Below are 16,101 nucleotides of genomic sequence, written 5' to 3' on the forward strand. Positions count from 1 at the left end.
ATTCCTTTGTTTTTAGAAGTTTATACTAGGATCGTAGTTCTTGTTTGCATGGCAGAATGCATTTTCATTGGTTGCGTCCGGTGCTGAAGTCGGGTTGTCCTTGTATTTGCTGTAATCGCCTACATAACCGCCGCATACACAGGCTTTACAGTTAATCCAGATCGCGGTGGAAGCTCCCGAATAGCCGCATAGCCAGCCCGGTCCGTGTCTGTTGGTGCCGTTTCCTTCGGTGAATACGTCTCCGAGTACTGCTCCCTTGTTCACACAACCTATTATCTGTATGTTGGAGTGACCGATAATACCTCCTGTACGGACACTCAGGTGAGTGATGACGTTACCGTAGTTTGTACACGATTCCACTGTACATTCCGGTTTCGTACGCAAATCATCCGTACCGCCTACAATTCCGCCCATACGCTTATAATTGTAAGTGACACTCATTTCTTTGCCCTCGTATTGCCCTACTTTATCGTCTTCAACGGTTCCCCTGTTGTCGCAGTTGTATATATTGCCATACATTAATGTGGCTACAATACCGCCTGTTCTTCCGGTCGGACTGCTGATATCGCCATAATTGGTACAATAACTCAACTTGCCGCCTTCTGCCTTTGCCATGAAAGCACAGATACCTGCTGTCTGCATACCCGTACCACCGTTGGCTGTGTTGCTGATACGACCGGTGCGGACGAATCCTCTGTTGGCACAACTCTGTGTCTTGGATTCTCCTCCGATAGTCGTATTGATGATTGTGCCTGCCAGACCGGAAAGGGCTACGAATTCTCCTGATTTATTATCGGCGGTAAAGTCTATATTATAATAGTTGGTGCATCCCTCTATTATAGAATTTCTGGCGAAGCAGACAAGCGGTGCGATGATGGTATATTTGGGTGCTGTTCCGCTCATCGTCCAGGTTACAGCCGTATTTGCATCTCCTAAGACCAGATTTTTGACAGTCGCATTTTCTAATGAACCGAATAATCCGTAGGACAATCTTCCGTTGGTTATATCCGAACTGCAATTCAGGTTTTTAATGGCATATCCCTGACCGTTGAAGACTCCGGTAAACGGATGTACCGCCACATAAGGTTCTGCTGTTGTGTAGTTGGAAGCATCTACGTCACCTATCGCTGTCCAGTCTGTAACAGATGCCATATCTATATCGTTCAGCAAGACAACTTCTCCTGCATCATTCTGCCAGCGCGAAGTGCTTGAACCGTTGTTTACGGCTTTGGCAAAGTTCACAAGATCGGCAGTAGTACTGATGCCGCCTTTATCTTCCACTTCTTTCGCTTCCTGTATGACGTTGATACTGGAAGAAATATTGTAGAGTGAATTGGAGAAGGTAATCTTTCCGGTACGTTCGTCGCCTGTCTTGTTGGCTAGAATGGTGAAAGCGTGGGTTGTTGTCACTAACGCACGGGTGCCTTTGTAAGTAATCCAATCATTTTCGGTGGTGACCTGATAAGATATATTGGCGGATATCTGCATTTCTATATCCATCTGAGTCCCTTTGAGTTGGATAGGACCGATATGTCCTTGATACTGCGGTTCGTCGAGGATGGCAGTTCCGTAGGTAAAGTATACCGATTTCAGTATCGTATGATTGCCTGCGCTTGCCAGTAGCAGGATATTCCCTTCCGTTGCTCCCTCTTTCATGATAGCGGTAAGCGTGGATGAGGCTTTATCTATTTTTACTTCCATATTATAAGCGGTAAACAGGTCTACATAGGCATTCTCTGATTGGGTTCCATATATTTCGTATGGGATATGAACCGGAGTGGCGTAATCTGTAACAGCATTGTACACCGGGCTGTTGAACCGGATGCCGAGTGCTTCTTGCAGGGTCATCCGCAATTCCTGCCCGTCAGCCAGAATGAATACAGCTTCTCCTGTTTTATCGTCTATATAGGCGGATTTGAATAACAGGTTGCTTACATCATTGGCCAGTACGCCGGTGCTGGTTCCGTTTACACTCCAGTATCCGTTTTCGTCTATCTGAACCTTGGGTATAACTCCGCCTACCGGAAACTTCTTCCCGTCTCCGTCGAGGATGAAGGTATAGTTCTTTCCTTTATCGGTCGTCTGTGCCCAGTAGAGTTTACCGTCAGTATCTTGTTTTGCGGTGATGATGGGCAGCTTGGTCACTTCGTCCTGAGTGGCGATGGTAACGGTGTGGTTTTCTCCACCGTCATTACTGTAAGATATGACATAATTCCCGTCAGCATCCTGACTGATTAGCGTAATGAATGAGCTTCCCAACACTTCAGACAATGAAGCCATCTGTTCGTTCAATGTACGGGTCAGAGACTCATAATCTCCAATCGTCTGTTCTATATCGTTGAGGTCCTGCCATATTCGTTCGTCATCATAGGAACTGCAGCTTCCCAGGAAGCAGGCGGATATAAATAATGAGATACCTATTAACTTTTTCATATATTCAGTGATTAACATTCATTTGATTCGTTATTCAAGTGTTCTGACATGCAGGTAATTCATGCAACTTCTTTCTCCATTGGTATCAGATACATGATTAATGATTTTGCCGACACCATTTTCATAAGTCCACATCACCGTAGAACCACCACCGTCAAAGCGGATAACATCATATAGTCCCAGTTTCTTGGAAACTCTGTAAGCCTCGTAGAAGTCGAGTCCTCTGTCATTATCGGTTCTTCCGTCTACACAGAAAATAATCATCTTTGATTTATCTTGCGTCATACCAAGATTGGTGGTCGGGTTGATTGTTTCTGCATCTTCCTTTTTGGGTGGTGCGGCATACACTCCGTTGTAAAGGAAGCGGTACATACTGGAATTATGAACCTTGATGGGAGCGGTAGAGCTACCGATTTTAAGCTCTGCGCTGATTTTTATCTTATCGCCGTTTTTCAGGCTTTGTGCCAGTTCGTCCGCTTTCTCTCCTGTTACCTGTAATACCCATTCGTTTTTACCGGTCACGTACGGAGCTTCCACAATAGCATTTCGTCCGTCAATGATTTGAGTGACAGTAGCATCGAAATCACCGGAATTAACTTTCAGTGGCTGGTCGTTTCTGCCTACTATAAACAATGCTTTGGTGCCTATCGGATTAGTCAGTCCCGGATGAGGCTCTTTCACATACCTGAATGTGTAGAGATTGGCGTCATAAGATGGCTTACCGCCCAGGCGGACAATGGTATCATTCACTGAATAATACTCATATTCTTTGGCTCCGACTTTGAATTTACCGGTGAAATCTCTCTTTTCGAAGCTGACAGTACGGTTATCAAAGAAGGTGAATCCCCAGACATGATTGGTCAGGATGGAACGCACATGAGGATTATTGACGAACACCGGTTCTCCTTCCTCTATATGCATACCTCTGGGAAAGCCGTCATGGGAATTGAAGAAACCCGTATTGATTCCTACCACGATGTCTCTTCCCTCATTTCTGCGTCTTACACAAGTCTCGGAAAGCGTTTCGCGAAGTATCTTTCCATTGTTCGAGTTATTATTCCCGTTAGGGTTCGGGCAAATCTCATCTGCCATTACTGTCTCGAATGTAACTTTCGGGTTGTTCATATCAATCTCGATTGCATAGATATTCTGGTTGAAATTGGTGAACGAATAGTGTTTGTATGTAATTCCCGACGCTATCTCACGGTCTTCTGTTATCGTCCAGTCATAATATGCCTCATCCTGATTGGAGAAATTATTGGCTTCTTTGGAGAATGCTCCGTGGCGGACTGCATTGCTGTAAGTTGCTGCGGAAGCATCGCCCGGGTTCTCTTTATACGTGCTGTAATCTCCAACTTTTCCACCGATGTGACAGTCAGTAATATAATCCACACCGGTTTTAGTGCCGCTATAACCGCATGCCCATCCGGCTCCGTGCTTGTTGGCACCGTCTGCGGTTGCATCGGATAAGATGATGCCGTTGTTTGTGCATGACTGGACAAATCCGGCATTGTGACCTACAAATCCACCTGCACGGCTTCCGTTTTGAGAAAAGACGTCTCCGTTGTTGACGCAGTTCTTGATTATTTTGTCGGTGTTCAATCCGCCAGCCAGTCCACCGATACGTTTCACATTGTATCGTTTGCTTGTTCCGGTGAAAACGTCGTTAACATCGTCCTGGATTAATCCTTCATTGACACAATTTTCCATTGTCCCTTCTTGCAAAGTCCCTACAAGACCGCCGCCGCGTCCCGAAGGTGAACTGACGGAACCTTTATTGACAGCATAGCCGATATAGGCTTCGTCATTTTCCACATATCCGGCAATGCCGCCCTGATTGAATGCGGAATAGGCGCCGGAAGCTGTGTTAGCGATTGCTCCGCAAGTCAGCATGCCTTCATTGATGCATCCGTTTGCCTGCGTTGTGTCGCCTATCTTATTCCCGAATAATACACCTGCCAGACCGCCTAACCGGACGCCGAAATTGGCGGCGTCTGTTCCTTCAAAAGAGATATTGATTTTGTTGGTGCAGGCTAATATACTTCCTTCGCAATACCCTACTAATCCACCGATTGCCGCTCCTTGCGGAGCATCACCTGTGATGGTGGCGTTACCCGAAACGGTCAGGTTTTTGATAATACCGGAACTGCCGAGCGCGTTGAACAGTCCATGGGCGATATTCCCGTCTTCAAGGTTATATGTAAAGGTCAGATTGGTAATCGAGAACCCCTTACCGTCAAATGCGCCGTTGAAAGTCTGTTCTCCGGCTGTATAAACGACTTTTGTATTGGCTTTGGTCGTATTGCTGGCTACCGGGCTTCCTGCACCGCTTGTCAGCGTGATACCTTGCATGTCAATACTGTTCAGAAGTACTACATCTCCTTCTTTATTCTTGAACTTACGTAAACTGTTGCCGTTGGTGACAGCATCTATGAATTCCTTGAAATCAGTTCCGGTGGCAATGCCGCCGTTTTCAACAACAGGCAGCGTAAAACGTACCGGCTTGATTAGGATATTGTCCTCGGCATCGTAGAGCATAATCATCGTCACACCTTCTTCAAAGCTATCGGCAAAAGTGGCAGCCAATGTTTTATCGGTACTGCTCAACTTGGTTTCCAGCCCCTCGTCACTGCGTGTTATAAGCATTAATGCTTGCGCTGCTTTTTTACCGATAATGCTGTAACTCAGCGTAAGGTTTCTGGTTCCTTCTTCTATAATAATAGGAGAGATTGCCGGCTGCTCCCCGTTCTTGAATTCTACATTAAATAAGGTGAACGTGCTGACTGATAATGTCTCTCCGTTTCCTAACGTAATAGAAGCCGTCCCGTTATCATTCATTTCTACTTTTGTGATTAGTGAAGTGGTTTTCCCTTCTGCTTTGATAGGTTTCCGGTCGCTGTCCAGAATTTGTTTCCCGTTTACTACCCAGTATCCATTTTCGTCCACCTGTATTTGCGGGGCACTGCCTGTTACAGGGATTTTTTGATTGTTGGCATCGAGCAGGAAAGACGTTTTCCCTCCTGTTGTAGTAGTCCAGTAGTGAATACCGGCTTCTTCTTGTATTCCGATAATCGGACTGGAAATCATTTGGTCGGAAGTGGCGATTGTGAAGCTGTGTTCTACATTGTCAGTTCCTTTGTAGGAGATGACAAAGCCGCCATCGGCAGCTTCCGTAACGGAAGTGATGGCACCGCCTTTAATGATTTCACTCAATGCGTTCGCTTGCAGTTGCAAGTTGTTGAGTTTCTCTTTCAGTTGGTCGAGATCCTTATAGATTTCGTCGATGTCCTTCCATGCAGCCGAGTCATTATAATCGTCGGAGCAACTGCCAAACATGGGCATGAGTAACAAGAATAAAAGTAGAAAATTTCTCATGTTCTTTAAATAAAATTGATTCAATGGTGTAATGTGAGCCGTCTCTATAGTGAAGAACACATCATCCGGCAAGGGTACGTAATCAGTATTGAACTTTTTTTTAATTTCGTTAGTATTTGTGGTAAGGCTTGAATTTTTCATATTAATTTCATAGTTTTGTCACCTGAAGTACACTGTCCCTTATCTATTCCCCTTTAGTATATTACAATATGATGTGATTTTTTGGATGAGGTAGTCTATCTTCTGTTTTATTAATAGCTTTGTTGACTGGAATCTTTTTCGAAGTATAAATGATGGATAAAACTGAATCATCTTCTATTATTGAGGAACAATTGTTGTTACGACAGTTGAGAGAGGGAGACATGGCTAGTTATGAAATCCTGTTTCATCGTTATTACCCTACATTTTTTGCTTTTGCCAAGGGAATGTTAGAAGACGAAGGGGCTGCCGAAGATATTATCCAAAATGTATTTATGAAGATTTGGATACATCGCGAAGCCCTGGTCGAAACAATGTCTATCAAGAATTATATTTATGTACTCTCCAAACGGGAAGTATTTAATCATTTACGGGCAAAATATAATACGCACGTCGTTCTGACAGAAGATATGATGACATTAGAGCATCCTTCGGAACATGAAGAAACGCAGTCGGATTATAGGGAGCTGTGCGAAGCAGTGCAGAATGTGATTGATGCCATGCCGCCCAAGCGTAAGAGTGTGTTTTGTCTTAGCCGTTTCAAATCATTGACCAATCAGGAGATTGCGGATAAATTGGGAATTTCTATCCGCACGGTGGAAAAGCATATTGAGCTGGCTCTTCGTACGTTTAAGGAGCAGTTGGGGGGATTCTTTACGCTGCTGATGGGAGTGCTATTTTAATTGTTCCCATTTCTTTCAACATACTCTGTTGGGGAGCAGCCGTAAATTGCCTTGAAGCAACTACAGAAATAAGAATGACTGTTGAAACCAACTAAAGTCGAGACTTCTGAAACGGTAATTTTCTTTTCTATTAACAGGCGTGCTGCCATTTGTAAACGTGACCGTCGCATGAATTCGGTAGGAGAGAAGTTAGTCAGTTGTTTGATTTTATAGTAGAGATTGGTCTTGCTCATTCCTATTTCATTACAGAACTTTTCAATGTTTAGTTCCGGGTTCGACATATTTTCTTCCATGACGGCATATAGCTTTTGTAAAAAGCGGTCGTCAGCCGACGTTATATTGGCGCCGATATCATGTGTGTTAAAGTTTTTGCTATATATTTTTTTTAATTTATCTCTGGAAGTAAGCAGGTTTGTAATGCGAACTTTCAGATGCGTCATGTTGAATGGTTTGGTGATATAATCGTCTGCTCCTATTTTTAATCCTTCTTCTACTTGCAAAACAGTAGTCCGTGCGGTGAGTAAGATGACGGGAATATGCCCAGTACGTAAGTCTCCTTTTATGATGCGGCATAATTGAATACCGTCTGTCCTAGGCATCATGATATCACTGACTATCAAATCAGGCATATAGCTGAATGATTTTATTTTGGCTTCTTCACCATCGGCGGCCTCTATGACATTATAGAACTTTGATAAGTTCTGTTTTATGTAGTGACGTAATTCTTTGTTGTCTTCCACAATTAATATCGTATACTTCTTGTTCGTAACTTGTTCCTTTGTTTCATAGAATTGTTCGTTGGAGTCAAACTCATTTAATGATAAATTAATGTAACGTGTGATGTCTTCACTGTCCTTGTAGTTTACAATAATCTCATCTGTGGACAAATGAGCATTTCCAGTTGGTAATTCTACGAAGAAGGTACTTCCTTTTCCTTGGACGCTTTCTACATAAATACGTCCCTTATGCATTTCTACAATAGCTTTTGTAAGATATAACCCGATACCGGTTCCGGGAGTGGACGAATCTGACTCGTTGACCTGATAGAAAGGGTCAAAGATGGCGTTTAACTTGTTTTGTGGAATGCCGATGCCTGTATCTTTTATTGTCAATAAGATTGATTGTCCGGTTGTTTCATTATAAACGGTTCCTATATCTATTCTTCCACTATCAGGGGTATTCTTTATGGCATTTGACAGTAGATTGAACAAGACTTTTTCCATTAGTCCGCGGTCGTACCATAGGTTGATAGGTGCATCCGGTAGATTATAAAAAAGGGTAATACCTTTGGAGTGTGTGAGTTCCTGAAAAGCCAGTACAATTTCTTCTATGAACTTGGAGAAGTTACCTTCTGCCGCTCTTAGACTCATCTTACCGGCTTCTTTTTTCCTGAAATCCATAAGCTGGTTAATCAGAAATAGGAGACGTTTGGAATTGCTGTACATCAGTTCCAAAGGTTTTTTTACAGTAGAAGATAAATCCGGACGGTTTAATAATTCCTCTAAAGGGGCAATGATAAGAGTCAAAGGTGTGCGTAACTCGTGAGAGAAATTTGTGAATAAGTTGATGCGGTCATTATGCAATTTCTCGGAGTTCTCCTGCTCCATTTGCTTTATATGTACGTCATTCGTTAATTTTATTCTTACTTTTAAATAATGCAGGTATGAAACGATGATGCCTAATAAGATAAGAATATAGATACCTATCGCCCACCAGGTTTTCCAAGGCGGTGGTAATACTTCCAGCCGGACGCTGACTCCTTCTTCATTCCATACGTTATCGTTGTTGCAGGCTTTTACATGAAAAGTATATTTTCCTGCGGGCAGGTTGGTGTAATGCGCCATTGTCCGGTCACTGACATATATCCAGTCCTTATCGAACCCTTCCATATAGTATGCATATTGGTTCTGGTCGGAACGTATAAAATTCAGGGCGCGATAATCGAATGTAATATTAGATTCATTATAATCTACTACAATTGCATCTTTGTGAATATTCAACTGCTTTAGTGGAATTCTCTTGTTATTGATTGAGATGTTTTTTATTACAACGGGTGGGATGTTGGTATTTGTGCTCCGGTGGGAAGGATTGAAAGATACGATGCCGATATCACCTCCGAAATAGCAGATAGAGTCTGTGCGCAGGCAGGAGCGTAATGCGAATTCATTGACTTGGAATCCAGTGAAATTACTGATACTTTTTTCTTCCGGAGTAATTTTGGCTACAGAAGAAAAGGTCGAGGCCCAGATATTCCCGTTTGCATCTCCGGTGATGGCACAAATAGTGTTTGATTTTAAGCCATCGTCAATGGTATATTGGTGAGCGACTTTCTTGTCGCTTGTCAGCCCGATAATACCTTGTCTGGCTGTTGCTACCCAAATTTGGTTGTTGATGTCACGATATAACTGGTTAACACAGATATTTAATCCGTTTTTGTCCGTATGTAGAAAAGAAGAACAGTCGCGGGTCTGGAAGTTGTAGCGGTAGATTCCATGTGAATTACTTCCTAATAAGAAATAGCCGTTCTCGTCTTCTAAAATAGAACAAATATTACTGAATGTGATTTCTTTACCGGAAGACAAATAGAAACAGGTTTGTATCTGTCCGTCTGCGGAAATGTAGACCAGCCCTCTTGTACCGGAAATACCTAATAAGATGTTGCCTTTGGAGTCGGGATGAATAGTGATGATAGAAGACCCGCCGGGTAGTGTAACAGTACGAAGTATTTTTCTTTGTCGAATATCGAAAAGAGAGAGTTTCCCGCTGTTTGTTCCTATGTATAATATGGAACCGTTGTTATATAGACAGGTCACAATATTGGAACGGAAATCAAAATCTCCTTCTTTATTGTTGATATTGTACCTTGTATATTCTTTTCTTGATATATCATAATGAAGGAGACCGCCGCCTTCGAGCCCTATCCATATCCCATTATTATCATTGGCCAGTGGACCTACAATACCGAGTAGTCTTTTCCCTTCAAAGGTAGGAGTGTAGAATTGGAAAAAGTTATTGTTTTGCAGATTGAAGTAGTTGACACCACCTGCCCAGGTACCTAACCAAATCGTATTGTCTTTATCGCAATAGGCGGAGTGTATGGAAAAGTGAGACAGCCCGTTTTGATTATCGAATTTTTGCTGATAGGCTATGAACGTTTTTTTCAGAGGATTGAAGATGTTAATTCCGTTGAATGTTCCGATTATAATATTGCCATCATGGTCTTCGGTAATACATCTGATAGAATTATTACTTATACTGTTAGGATTATAGGTTTGATTTACATAATGTGCTTTAATGTCCAATTGGCGATCTAATACAAACAAGCCATTTTCGGCTGTACCGATATATATGGAACCATCTGTACCTTTATACAATATTTTAATTCCGGAGATCATCTGTTTATCGGGAAGTGGAACAAACTTATTTTGTGAAGGATTGAAAAGCAGTAATTCGCTGTCAGTACCGACCAGATAATTGTTGTTGGTATCCAGATCGATAATTGTATTGATTCGGAAGCTTTTTGTTGAGTCCGGAGAATAGTGGGTAAAGTTTCGGTAGTCAGGATCAAACAGGTTCAACCCGTTATCTGTGCATATCCAGACTTTCTCTTTAGGGTCTATATAGACCCTGCGAATAATACTTGAACTAAGAGATTGTCTATCGTCTTCTTTAGCGTAAAACTGTTCAAATTCTTCGGTTTCTGAAGAGTAGCGGTTGAGCCCGTACAATGTACCAATCCATAATGCTCCTTTTTTGTCTTTTCCTACCGATATTACATAGTTGTTTGATAAGGAAAGGGAATCATTTGCCCGGTTTTGAAAGACATCTATCGAGTATCCGTCGTATCGCGCCATACCGTCTCTGGTGGCAAACCAAATATAACCTTGGTCATCCTGAATAATATCGAGTACGCTCATTTGGGGCAAGCCCTGGCGTGTTGTCAGGGATTCGAATGATACATTCTCAGCGTATACAGCTTTTGTATATGCAATGAGTAATATAATAAGTAGAATATGAAAAGCAGATGAATGATGACGCATAAACAGTTTGCTATTACCGATACAAATAAAAACAATTATTTTATAACCTGCAAAAATAATGCTGCGTTTAAAATGTGTCAAGTGTGTTCTCTAGCATAATTTCCAGTCCGTCGTATTCAAAAAAGTCCATGCCACGGAAACTTGGATGCTGATTACCACGGGCATAAATATCGGATAGGGTTTCAATCAGGTATTTCCAGCCTTTGGGTTGCAAGGAGGTATTCTCATTTCCCTCATCACCATAAGTATTTACACTCACTTTGACACATACACTTACTGCATTCTTATAAAGTTTATTCGCATCCTCAAGTAGGGGAAGACTACGGTTCCATATTACTTCTGCACGATTGTAATAAGCCATGACATGAACGGACTCGCATTGTTGCAAAAACTGTGTTGTACTACCATAAGACAAACGACCTTCATCATATTTGGGCTGATATAAAAAAGATATCGATTCTTTGAGCTTAAGGGGGGATAGCTCAAAAGAAGCGCGTTGAAGTATATTTAGTGTGCGTTTGAGAAGCTGGTCGTTTTCTTTTCCGATGCCATAATGGTTGTTACTGTCCCAATATATGTCCAGTCCTTCCGGCGCCTGTTCGTTTTCCGACTTAAGGGTATGAGGTTCGAGGTCGGCCATAACGCCATCCAGTTTCTCGGAGTTATGGACCGTCTGGTTGTACAACTCCAGGTTACCAAGATCCTCAAAAAGAAGATCTTGGTTGGTATATAATCGGGGATTGCTTAACAATAAGGCAAACACTTGGATATTGTATGTGTGTAAAAATGAGATGAATGTTCGCATCCACTGAAAGTTAGCACTTTGTATAGTGCATAAGGTCGATTTGGGGGTAGATAAATAAACTTCGCTGAATCCTGATAAAATGATTCGGGCGGCTAACTTTTCGGGTGCATCCAAGTATTTGTCTATTGTTTTAGAATATACATATATACCGTTCCGGCTGGAATTTGTAGGATGAGTAGTGGCTTGGAACTGTTTTACTCTCTCCATTGTCGATGATGTGAAATCAGCTTGTTCAATCAAGATTTGATTGTCTGTAACTGAACTTCCCTTACCGGGCTTTTCCTCTGTTTCTTCATTCGCCCCGCAAGAGGTGACAAACAGTAAAAGGAATAAAAAGAAGTATGTCCCTATATGTTTCATTGATTAATTCTTTTATTTCCATTGTCTTTCCACATCATTTCAAAACCTTGAAACTCAAAAATGTCGATACCTCTGAAAGATACGAACCGGGACGATTCATTCATTAAAAACTGGAGTGCGTTGATCATATAATCCCAACCATGAGTTTGAAAAGAAGTAATAGGCCCTTCATCACCGACTGTACCTAGGCTTGTTTTGACGCATACACTGACCGTTTTTTCTTTGTCTCCGGCAGCGGTTAAGATGGGTTTTGCCATCTCAAATACCCGTTCGGCTTTATAGTTATAAGCCATGACGATTAATTGATTACAATATTGCAAGAATTCTTTGGCACCACCATGTTTCAGTAATCCGTTGTCCACTCTTGGTTGGAAAAAGAATCCCAATGCTTGGCTCAAGGGAAGTGGTTTCAGTTCCTTTTGTGCCATTTTCATTACTTCCACCGTCCGTTTCAATAACAGGTCGTTGTCTTTTCCTATTCCGAAATTGTTTTTAGAATCCCAGTATAGGGTCAATCCTTTGGGATAGTCTATAAAGCCTTTTTTGAGAATATGGGGTTCCAAGTCTGCCGATACACTGTCAAACCGCTGTTTCTTTTTTACAGAATAGTTATAGTCGTTTACTAATTTACAATCTTCCAATACACGCATGTCATCAACATATAAGCGGGCACTGCTCAGTCTGAGGGCATGTACTTTCATTCCATATAGATGGGCTTCTTCAATGAACTTCTTCTGCCATTTTAAGTAATCATCCGATTTTCCGGACAGGGCTTTCTCTGAACCTAAATATACATCTGTAAATCCCAATACTGCCAAGCGGGCTGCCAGTATGTCCGGTGTCGCCAGATAATCGTTGATACTTCGTTTGGTATAAATATATACTCCGCTTCTGTATCCTTCATTGGTCCTTAATACCTTTTTGAATTCAGCGGCCCGTTGCAACTGCTTTTCGGTGAGCTCTGCTTTAGAGGCCGGGTCTTCTGTTGCCAATGACAGGCTGCATTGTTGGCAGATAATAAATAATAGTAGTAACAGTTTGGTTCTCATAACTCTATTTGTATTAATCTTATTTTATTTCAATTTCATCGATAAACAGTAGTCCCAATTCTCCTTCACGTTTTTCGGGAACGGGGAAACCACCCAATTTGTGGGGTAATTTTCCATTCTTGAATCTCAATTTCACATAACGTGCCTTTTGTGGTTCAAAATTAAACTTTTGTTCGAACATTTGCCATTTATTACTAATAGTATAGGTGAACTTTTTAGAAGCAATCCGTTTGAAAGAGATTGAATCGTTTGAGATTTCAATATCCACTGATTCGGGGGCAACCGCTTCCTGCCCGTATCCATTCATTACTCCATAACGTATTTTATGGAAAGAGGTTATGGTATCAAGATCGACAATAATTTCAGTATATTGAGCTGGTTTGAAGGCAACCCAGGGATGTACGTGGTTTAAATAGCCGCGTATACCGTTGGTTAGTCCACAGAAATTAAACTCGCTGTAGTCCTTGGCTCCGGGATTATCAGGTTTGAATCTATAGGCTACATTTGAAGAAGTGCTTTTCCCTGTTGCTTTGTTTACGAAAAAAGATTTTTGTGTGACTTTGCCGACTTGCGCTCCGTTCTTAAAAACAACTGCTTTAACCTGAGTATCTTTTGTTACTTTAATGGGCTGGGTGTATATGGCAGCTTTGCTTGTCGGCTCATTCCCGTCTAATGTGTAGTGAATTACCGAGCCGGGCATCATTCCTTTAAGCCGTATTTCGAAAGCACGGGTACGCGGGTTGTATGCCCCATCGATATAGGCATCGAAATAATTGCGGCAAGCGTGAATCGACTGGTAATCCAGACGTTTATAGTGCGGGCCGATATTCGCAAGGAACTCTTGATAGCGTTCAGGTTTGTTTGTGCCCCAGGCAACTTCTGCGAATGCATAGAAACGGGGATACATATAATAATCCACTATTTGGGGATTTTTCATGTATGGTGTCCATAATGCAGCTTCGGTACCAAGTACATATTGGCTCAATTTGCCTTTTAGTAGCGTGGATAACGGGTTGAAACGATATACTTGTTCCATGGGAAGGAAACTGCCGGAACCTACCGGAGCAAATTCCGGATCTTCCTGATAATAATTCAGGTAGGTATCCGCATTGGGAATCATAATGACCGGATGACCTGCTTGGGCAGCTTCGATGCCGCCTCGTTCGCCCCTCCATGACATGACGGTGGAATTAGGTGCCAGGCCGCCTTCCAATATTTCGTCCCAACCAATCAGTTGTTTACCTTTATTGTTTAGTATTTTTTCCACACGGTGGATGAAGTAACTTTGCAGGCTGCTTTCATCTTTTAATTGTAATTTCTTTATTAACAGCTGGCAATGCTTACATTGTTTCCAGGCTGTTTTAGGACATTCATCTCCGCCGATATGGATATACTTTCCGGGGAAAAGGGCTGCGACTTCAGTGAATACGTCATCCAAGAACTGGAATGTTGTTTCTTTCGGGCAGAAAACATTATCAAAGATTCCGAAGTTCTTTACTACTTCATATTCTTTTTTTATTCCGCATGACAGTTCCGGATAAGCGGCTACCGCAGCCGAACTATGTCCCGGCAGTTCTATTTCGGGAATGATAGTAACATATCGCTTCTCTGCGTATGCTACTATTTCCTTGATGTCTTCCTGGGTATAAAATCCTTGGTGTTCCACTTCATCGGGAATAACCGGTGCATGGAAATGTTTGTATCCTGTTTGGGTATAGGGTCTGTATGCACCTACTGAAGTGAGCCGCGGATATTTTTTGATTTCAATCCGCCATCCTTGATCTTCTGTCAGATGAAAGTGGAAATAGTTGATCTTTTGTGCGGCTAACCGGTCTATAAAGTCTAATACATATTGCTTGGGCATAAAGTATCTGGCAACATCCAGCATCATTCCCCGATAACTGAAACTTGGCTCATCTATGATATGGGCACAAGGAATTTGCCAGGTGACATGATCCCCGATGAAGTCCGGAGAGCAAATCTCCGCAGGCAATAATTGCAGGATACTTTGTACTGCGTAGAAAAAGCCGTTGGGAGTTGCCGCCTTGACAACGATTCTTTCCGGCGCTATGTTTAACAGATATGCTTCATTACCTAATGAATTATCTTTTGTGAATATGATATCTGCTTTTGTGTTCTCTTGAGAGATTGACAGATACAGGCCGGATACTTCCGATAACTTTTTGGTGAAATCATCAGCAATCTGATGTACTTTTTTATTCTCGAAAGGTACTGAAATTTGCATATTGTTTTTAAGGATAAAGTATCCCTCCATAGCCTGCAGACTTTTAGGATAAGGAATAATGGGATATTTGCCACAGGCATGGACTTGGGTGATTCCCGATAGGATGACGGTTAATAAAAATATAAAGTGTTTCATATAAGTCTATTTAGGCATGAATATGCTGGAACTATCATTGTCGATGTATAATGTGGCATGAGGATGATTTCTTAAGATGGACGCCGGACATCGGGGAGATACTGCCCCTGTTAATGTCTCGTTTACAGCCCATGCCTTTGCTTTTCCGGGTACCATGCAGAAAAGGTAGCCGGCTCTATATAAAGCAGGAATTGTCAGCGTAAGTGCATGAGTCGGTACTTTGGCAATACTGCTGAAACATCCATCGTTTACTTGTTGCTGACGGCATTTTTCATCAAGGTCTACGATTTTCACCAAATATGGATCCTGAAAATCCGCTACATGTGGGTCGTTGAAGGCTATATGTCCGTTTTCACCAATTCCCATAAAGACAATGTCGGCAGGATAATTTAGCAAAAGGTCTGTATATTCCTGACATGCTTCCTGTATGTTATCCGCTTGTCCATTGAGATAAAAAACAGCCCGGAAAGGGACTTTTGAAAAGATATGTTCCTGTAAGAAATTGCCGAACCCTTGTGGAGCATCTTTATCCAGCCCGATATATTCATCCATGTGAAACGCATTTACTCTTCTCCAGTCGATTCCTTCTGTTTTGCTGAGTGCATCCAGAAATTCATTTTGGGATGGTGCGGCTGCGAATATGATGTTGGCTGTTTCTTTCTCTTCTAATAATCGTTTTAAACATGTAGCGGCTTCGGAAGCTGCATGAGTTCCCATTAAAATACGGTTTTTGCTTATTTTTACAGATAAATTATCTACTTTTAGTTCCATTATTTTT

General features: G+C 42.0%; 8 protein-coding genes. 1 reads left to right on the forward strand and 7 read right to left on the reverse strand.

Annotated features, from left to right (window positions below; translation table 11 throughout):
* Window positions 1-12 precede the first annotated feature (12 nt).
* Together RDN93_RS05205 and RDN93_RS05210 are read right to left on the reverse strand one after the other, a co-directional pair.
* Window positions 13-2,433 (reverse strand): PL29 family lyase N-terminal domain-containing protein, encoded by a 2,421-nt coding sequence (locus tag RDN93_RS05205; protein ID WP_308744513.1) that lies wholly within the window; start codon window positions 2,431-2,433, stop codon window positions 13-15.
* A gap of 30 nt (window positions 2,434-2,463) precedes the next feature.
* Window positions 2,464-5,808 (reverse strand): PL29 family lyase N-terminal domain-containing protein, encoded by a 3,345-nt coding sequence (locus tag RDN93_RS05210; RefSeq protein ID WP_308744514.1) that lies wholly within the window; start codon window positions 5,806-5,808, stop codon window positions 2,464-2,466.
* Between the two features lie 293 nt (window positions 5,809-6,101).
* Between RDN93_RS05210 and RDN93_RS05215 the strand changes: the two genes are divergently transcribed.
* Window positions 6,102-6,689, forward strand: coding sequence for an RNA polymerase sigma-70 factor (locus tag RDN93_RS05215; protein WP_308744543.1), 588 nt, complete (start codon window positions 6,102-6,104; stop codon window positions 6,687-6,689).
* On the opposite strand, the gene RDN93_RS05220 is transcribed toward RDN93_RS05215, so the two are convergent.
* The 5 genes from RDN93_RS05220 to RDN93_RS05240 form a co-directional block, all read right to left on the reverse strand.
* Entirely contained in the window at window positions 6,686-10,729 is a 4,044-nt protein-coding gene (locus RDN93_RS05220) for a two-component regulator propeller domain-containing protein (protein WP_308744515.1), read from the reverse strand. The two genes, RDN93_RS05215 and RDN93_RS05220, sit on opposite strands and share 4 nt — an antisense overlap.
* Window positions 10,730-10,796: 67 nt before the next feature.
* Window positions 10,797-11,894 carry a hypothetical protein gene (locus RDN93_RS05225; RefSeq protein WP_308744516.1) on the reverse strand — a complete coding sequence of 366 codons (1,098 nt, stop codon included), beginning with the start codon at window positions 11,892-11,894 and terminating at the stop codon, window positions 10,797-10,799.
* The gene (locus tag RDN93_RS05230) at window positions 11,891-12,943 is read right to left on the reverse strand and encodes a hypothetical protein (protein WP_308744517.1); all 1,053 of its coding nucleotides are present in this window, start codon (window positions 12,941-12,943) and stop codon (window positions 11,891-11,893) included. Before RDN93_RS05230 ends, RDN93_RS05225 begins: the two co-directional genes overlap by 4 nt.
* Before the next feature lie 19 nt (window positions 12,944-12,962).
* Window positions 12,963-15,323, reverse strand: a complete 2,361-nt coding sequence (locus RDN93_RS05235; protein WP_308744518.1) for a glycoside hydrolase family 20 protein — start codon at window positions 15,321-15,323, stop codon at window positions 12,963-12,965.
* 6 nt (window positions 15,324-15,329) lie between these two features.
* The gene (locus RDN93_RS05240) at window positions 15,330-16,094 is read right to left on the reverse strand and encodes a glucosamine-6-phosphate deaminase (protein WP_308744519.1); all 765 of its coding nucleotides are present in this window, start codon (window positions 16,092-16,094) and stop codon (window positions 15,330-15,332) included.
* Window positions 16,095-16,101 lie beyond the last annotated feature (7 nt).

Source organism: uncultured Bacteroides sp. (assembly GCF_902491285.1).
Classification (GTDB): domain Bacteria; phylum Bacteroidota; class Bacteroidia; order Bacteroidales; family Bacteroidaceae; genus Bacteroides.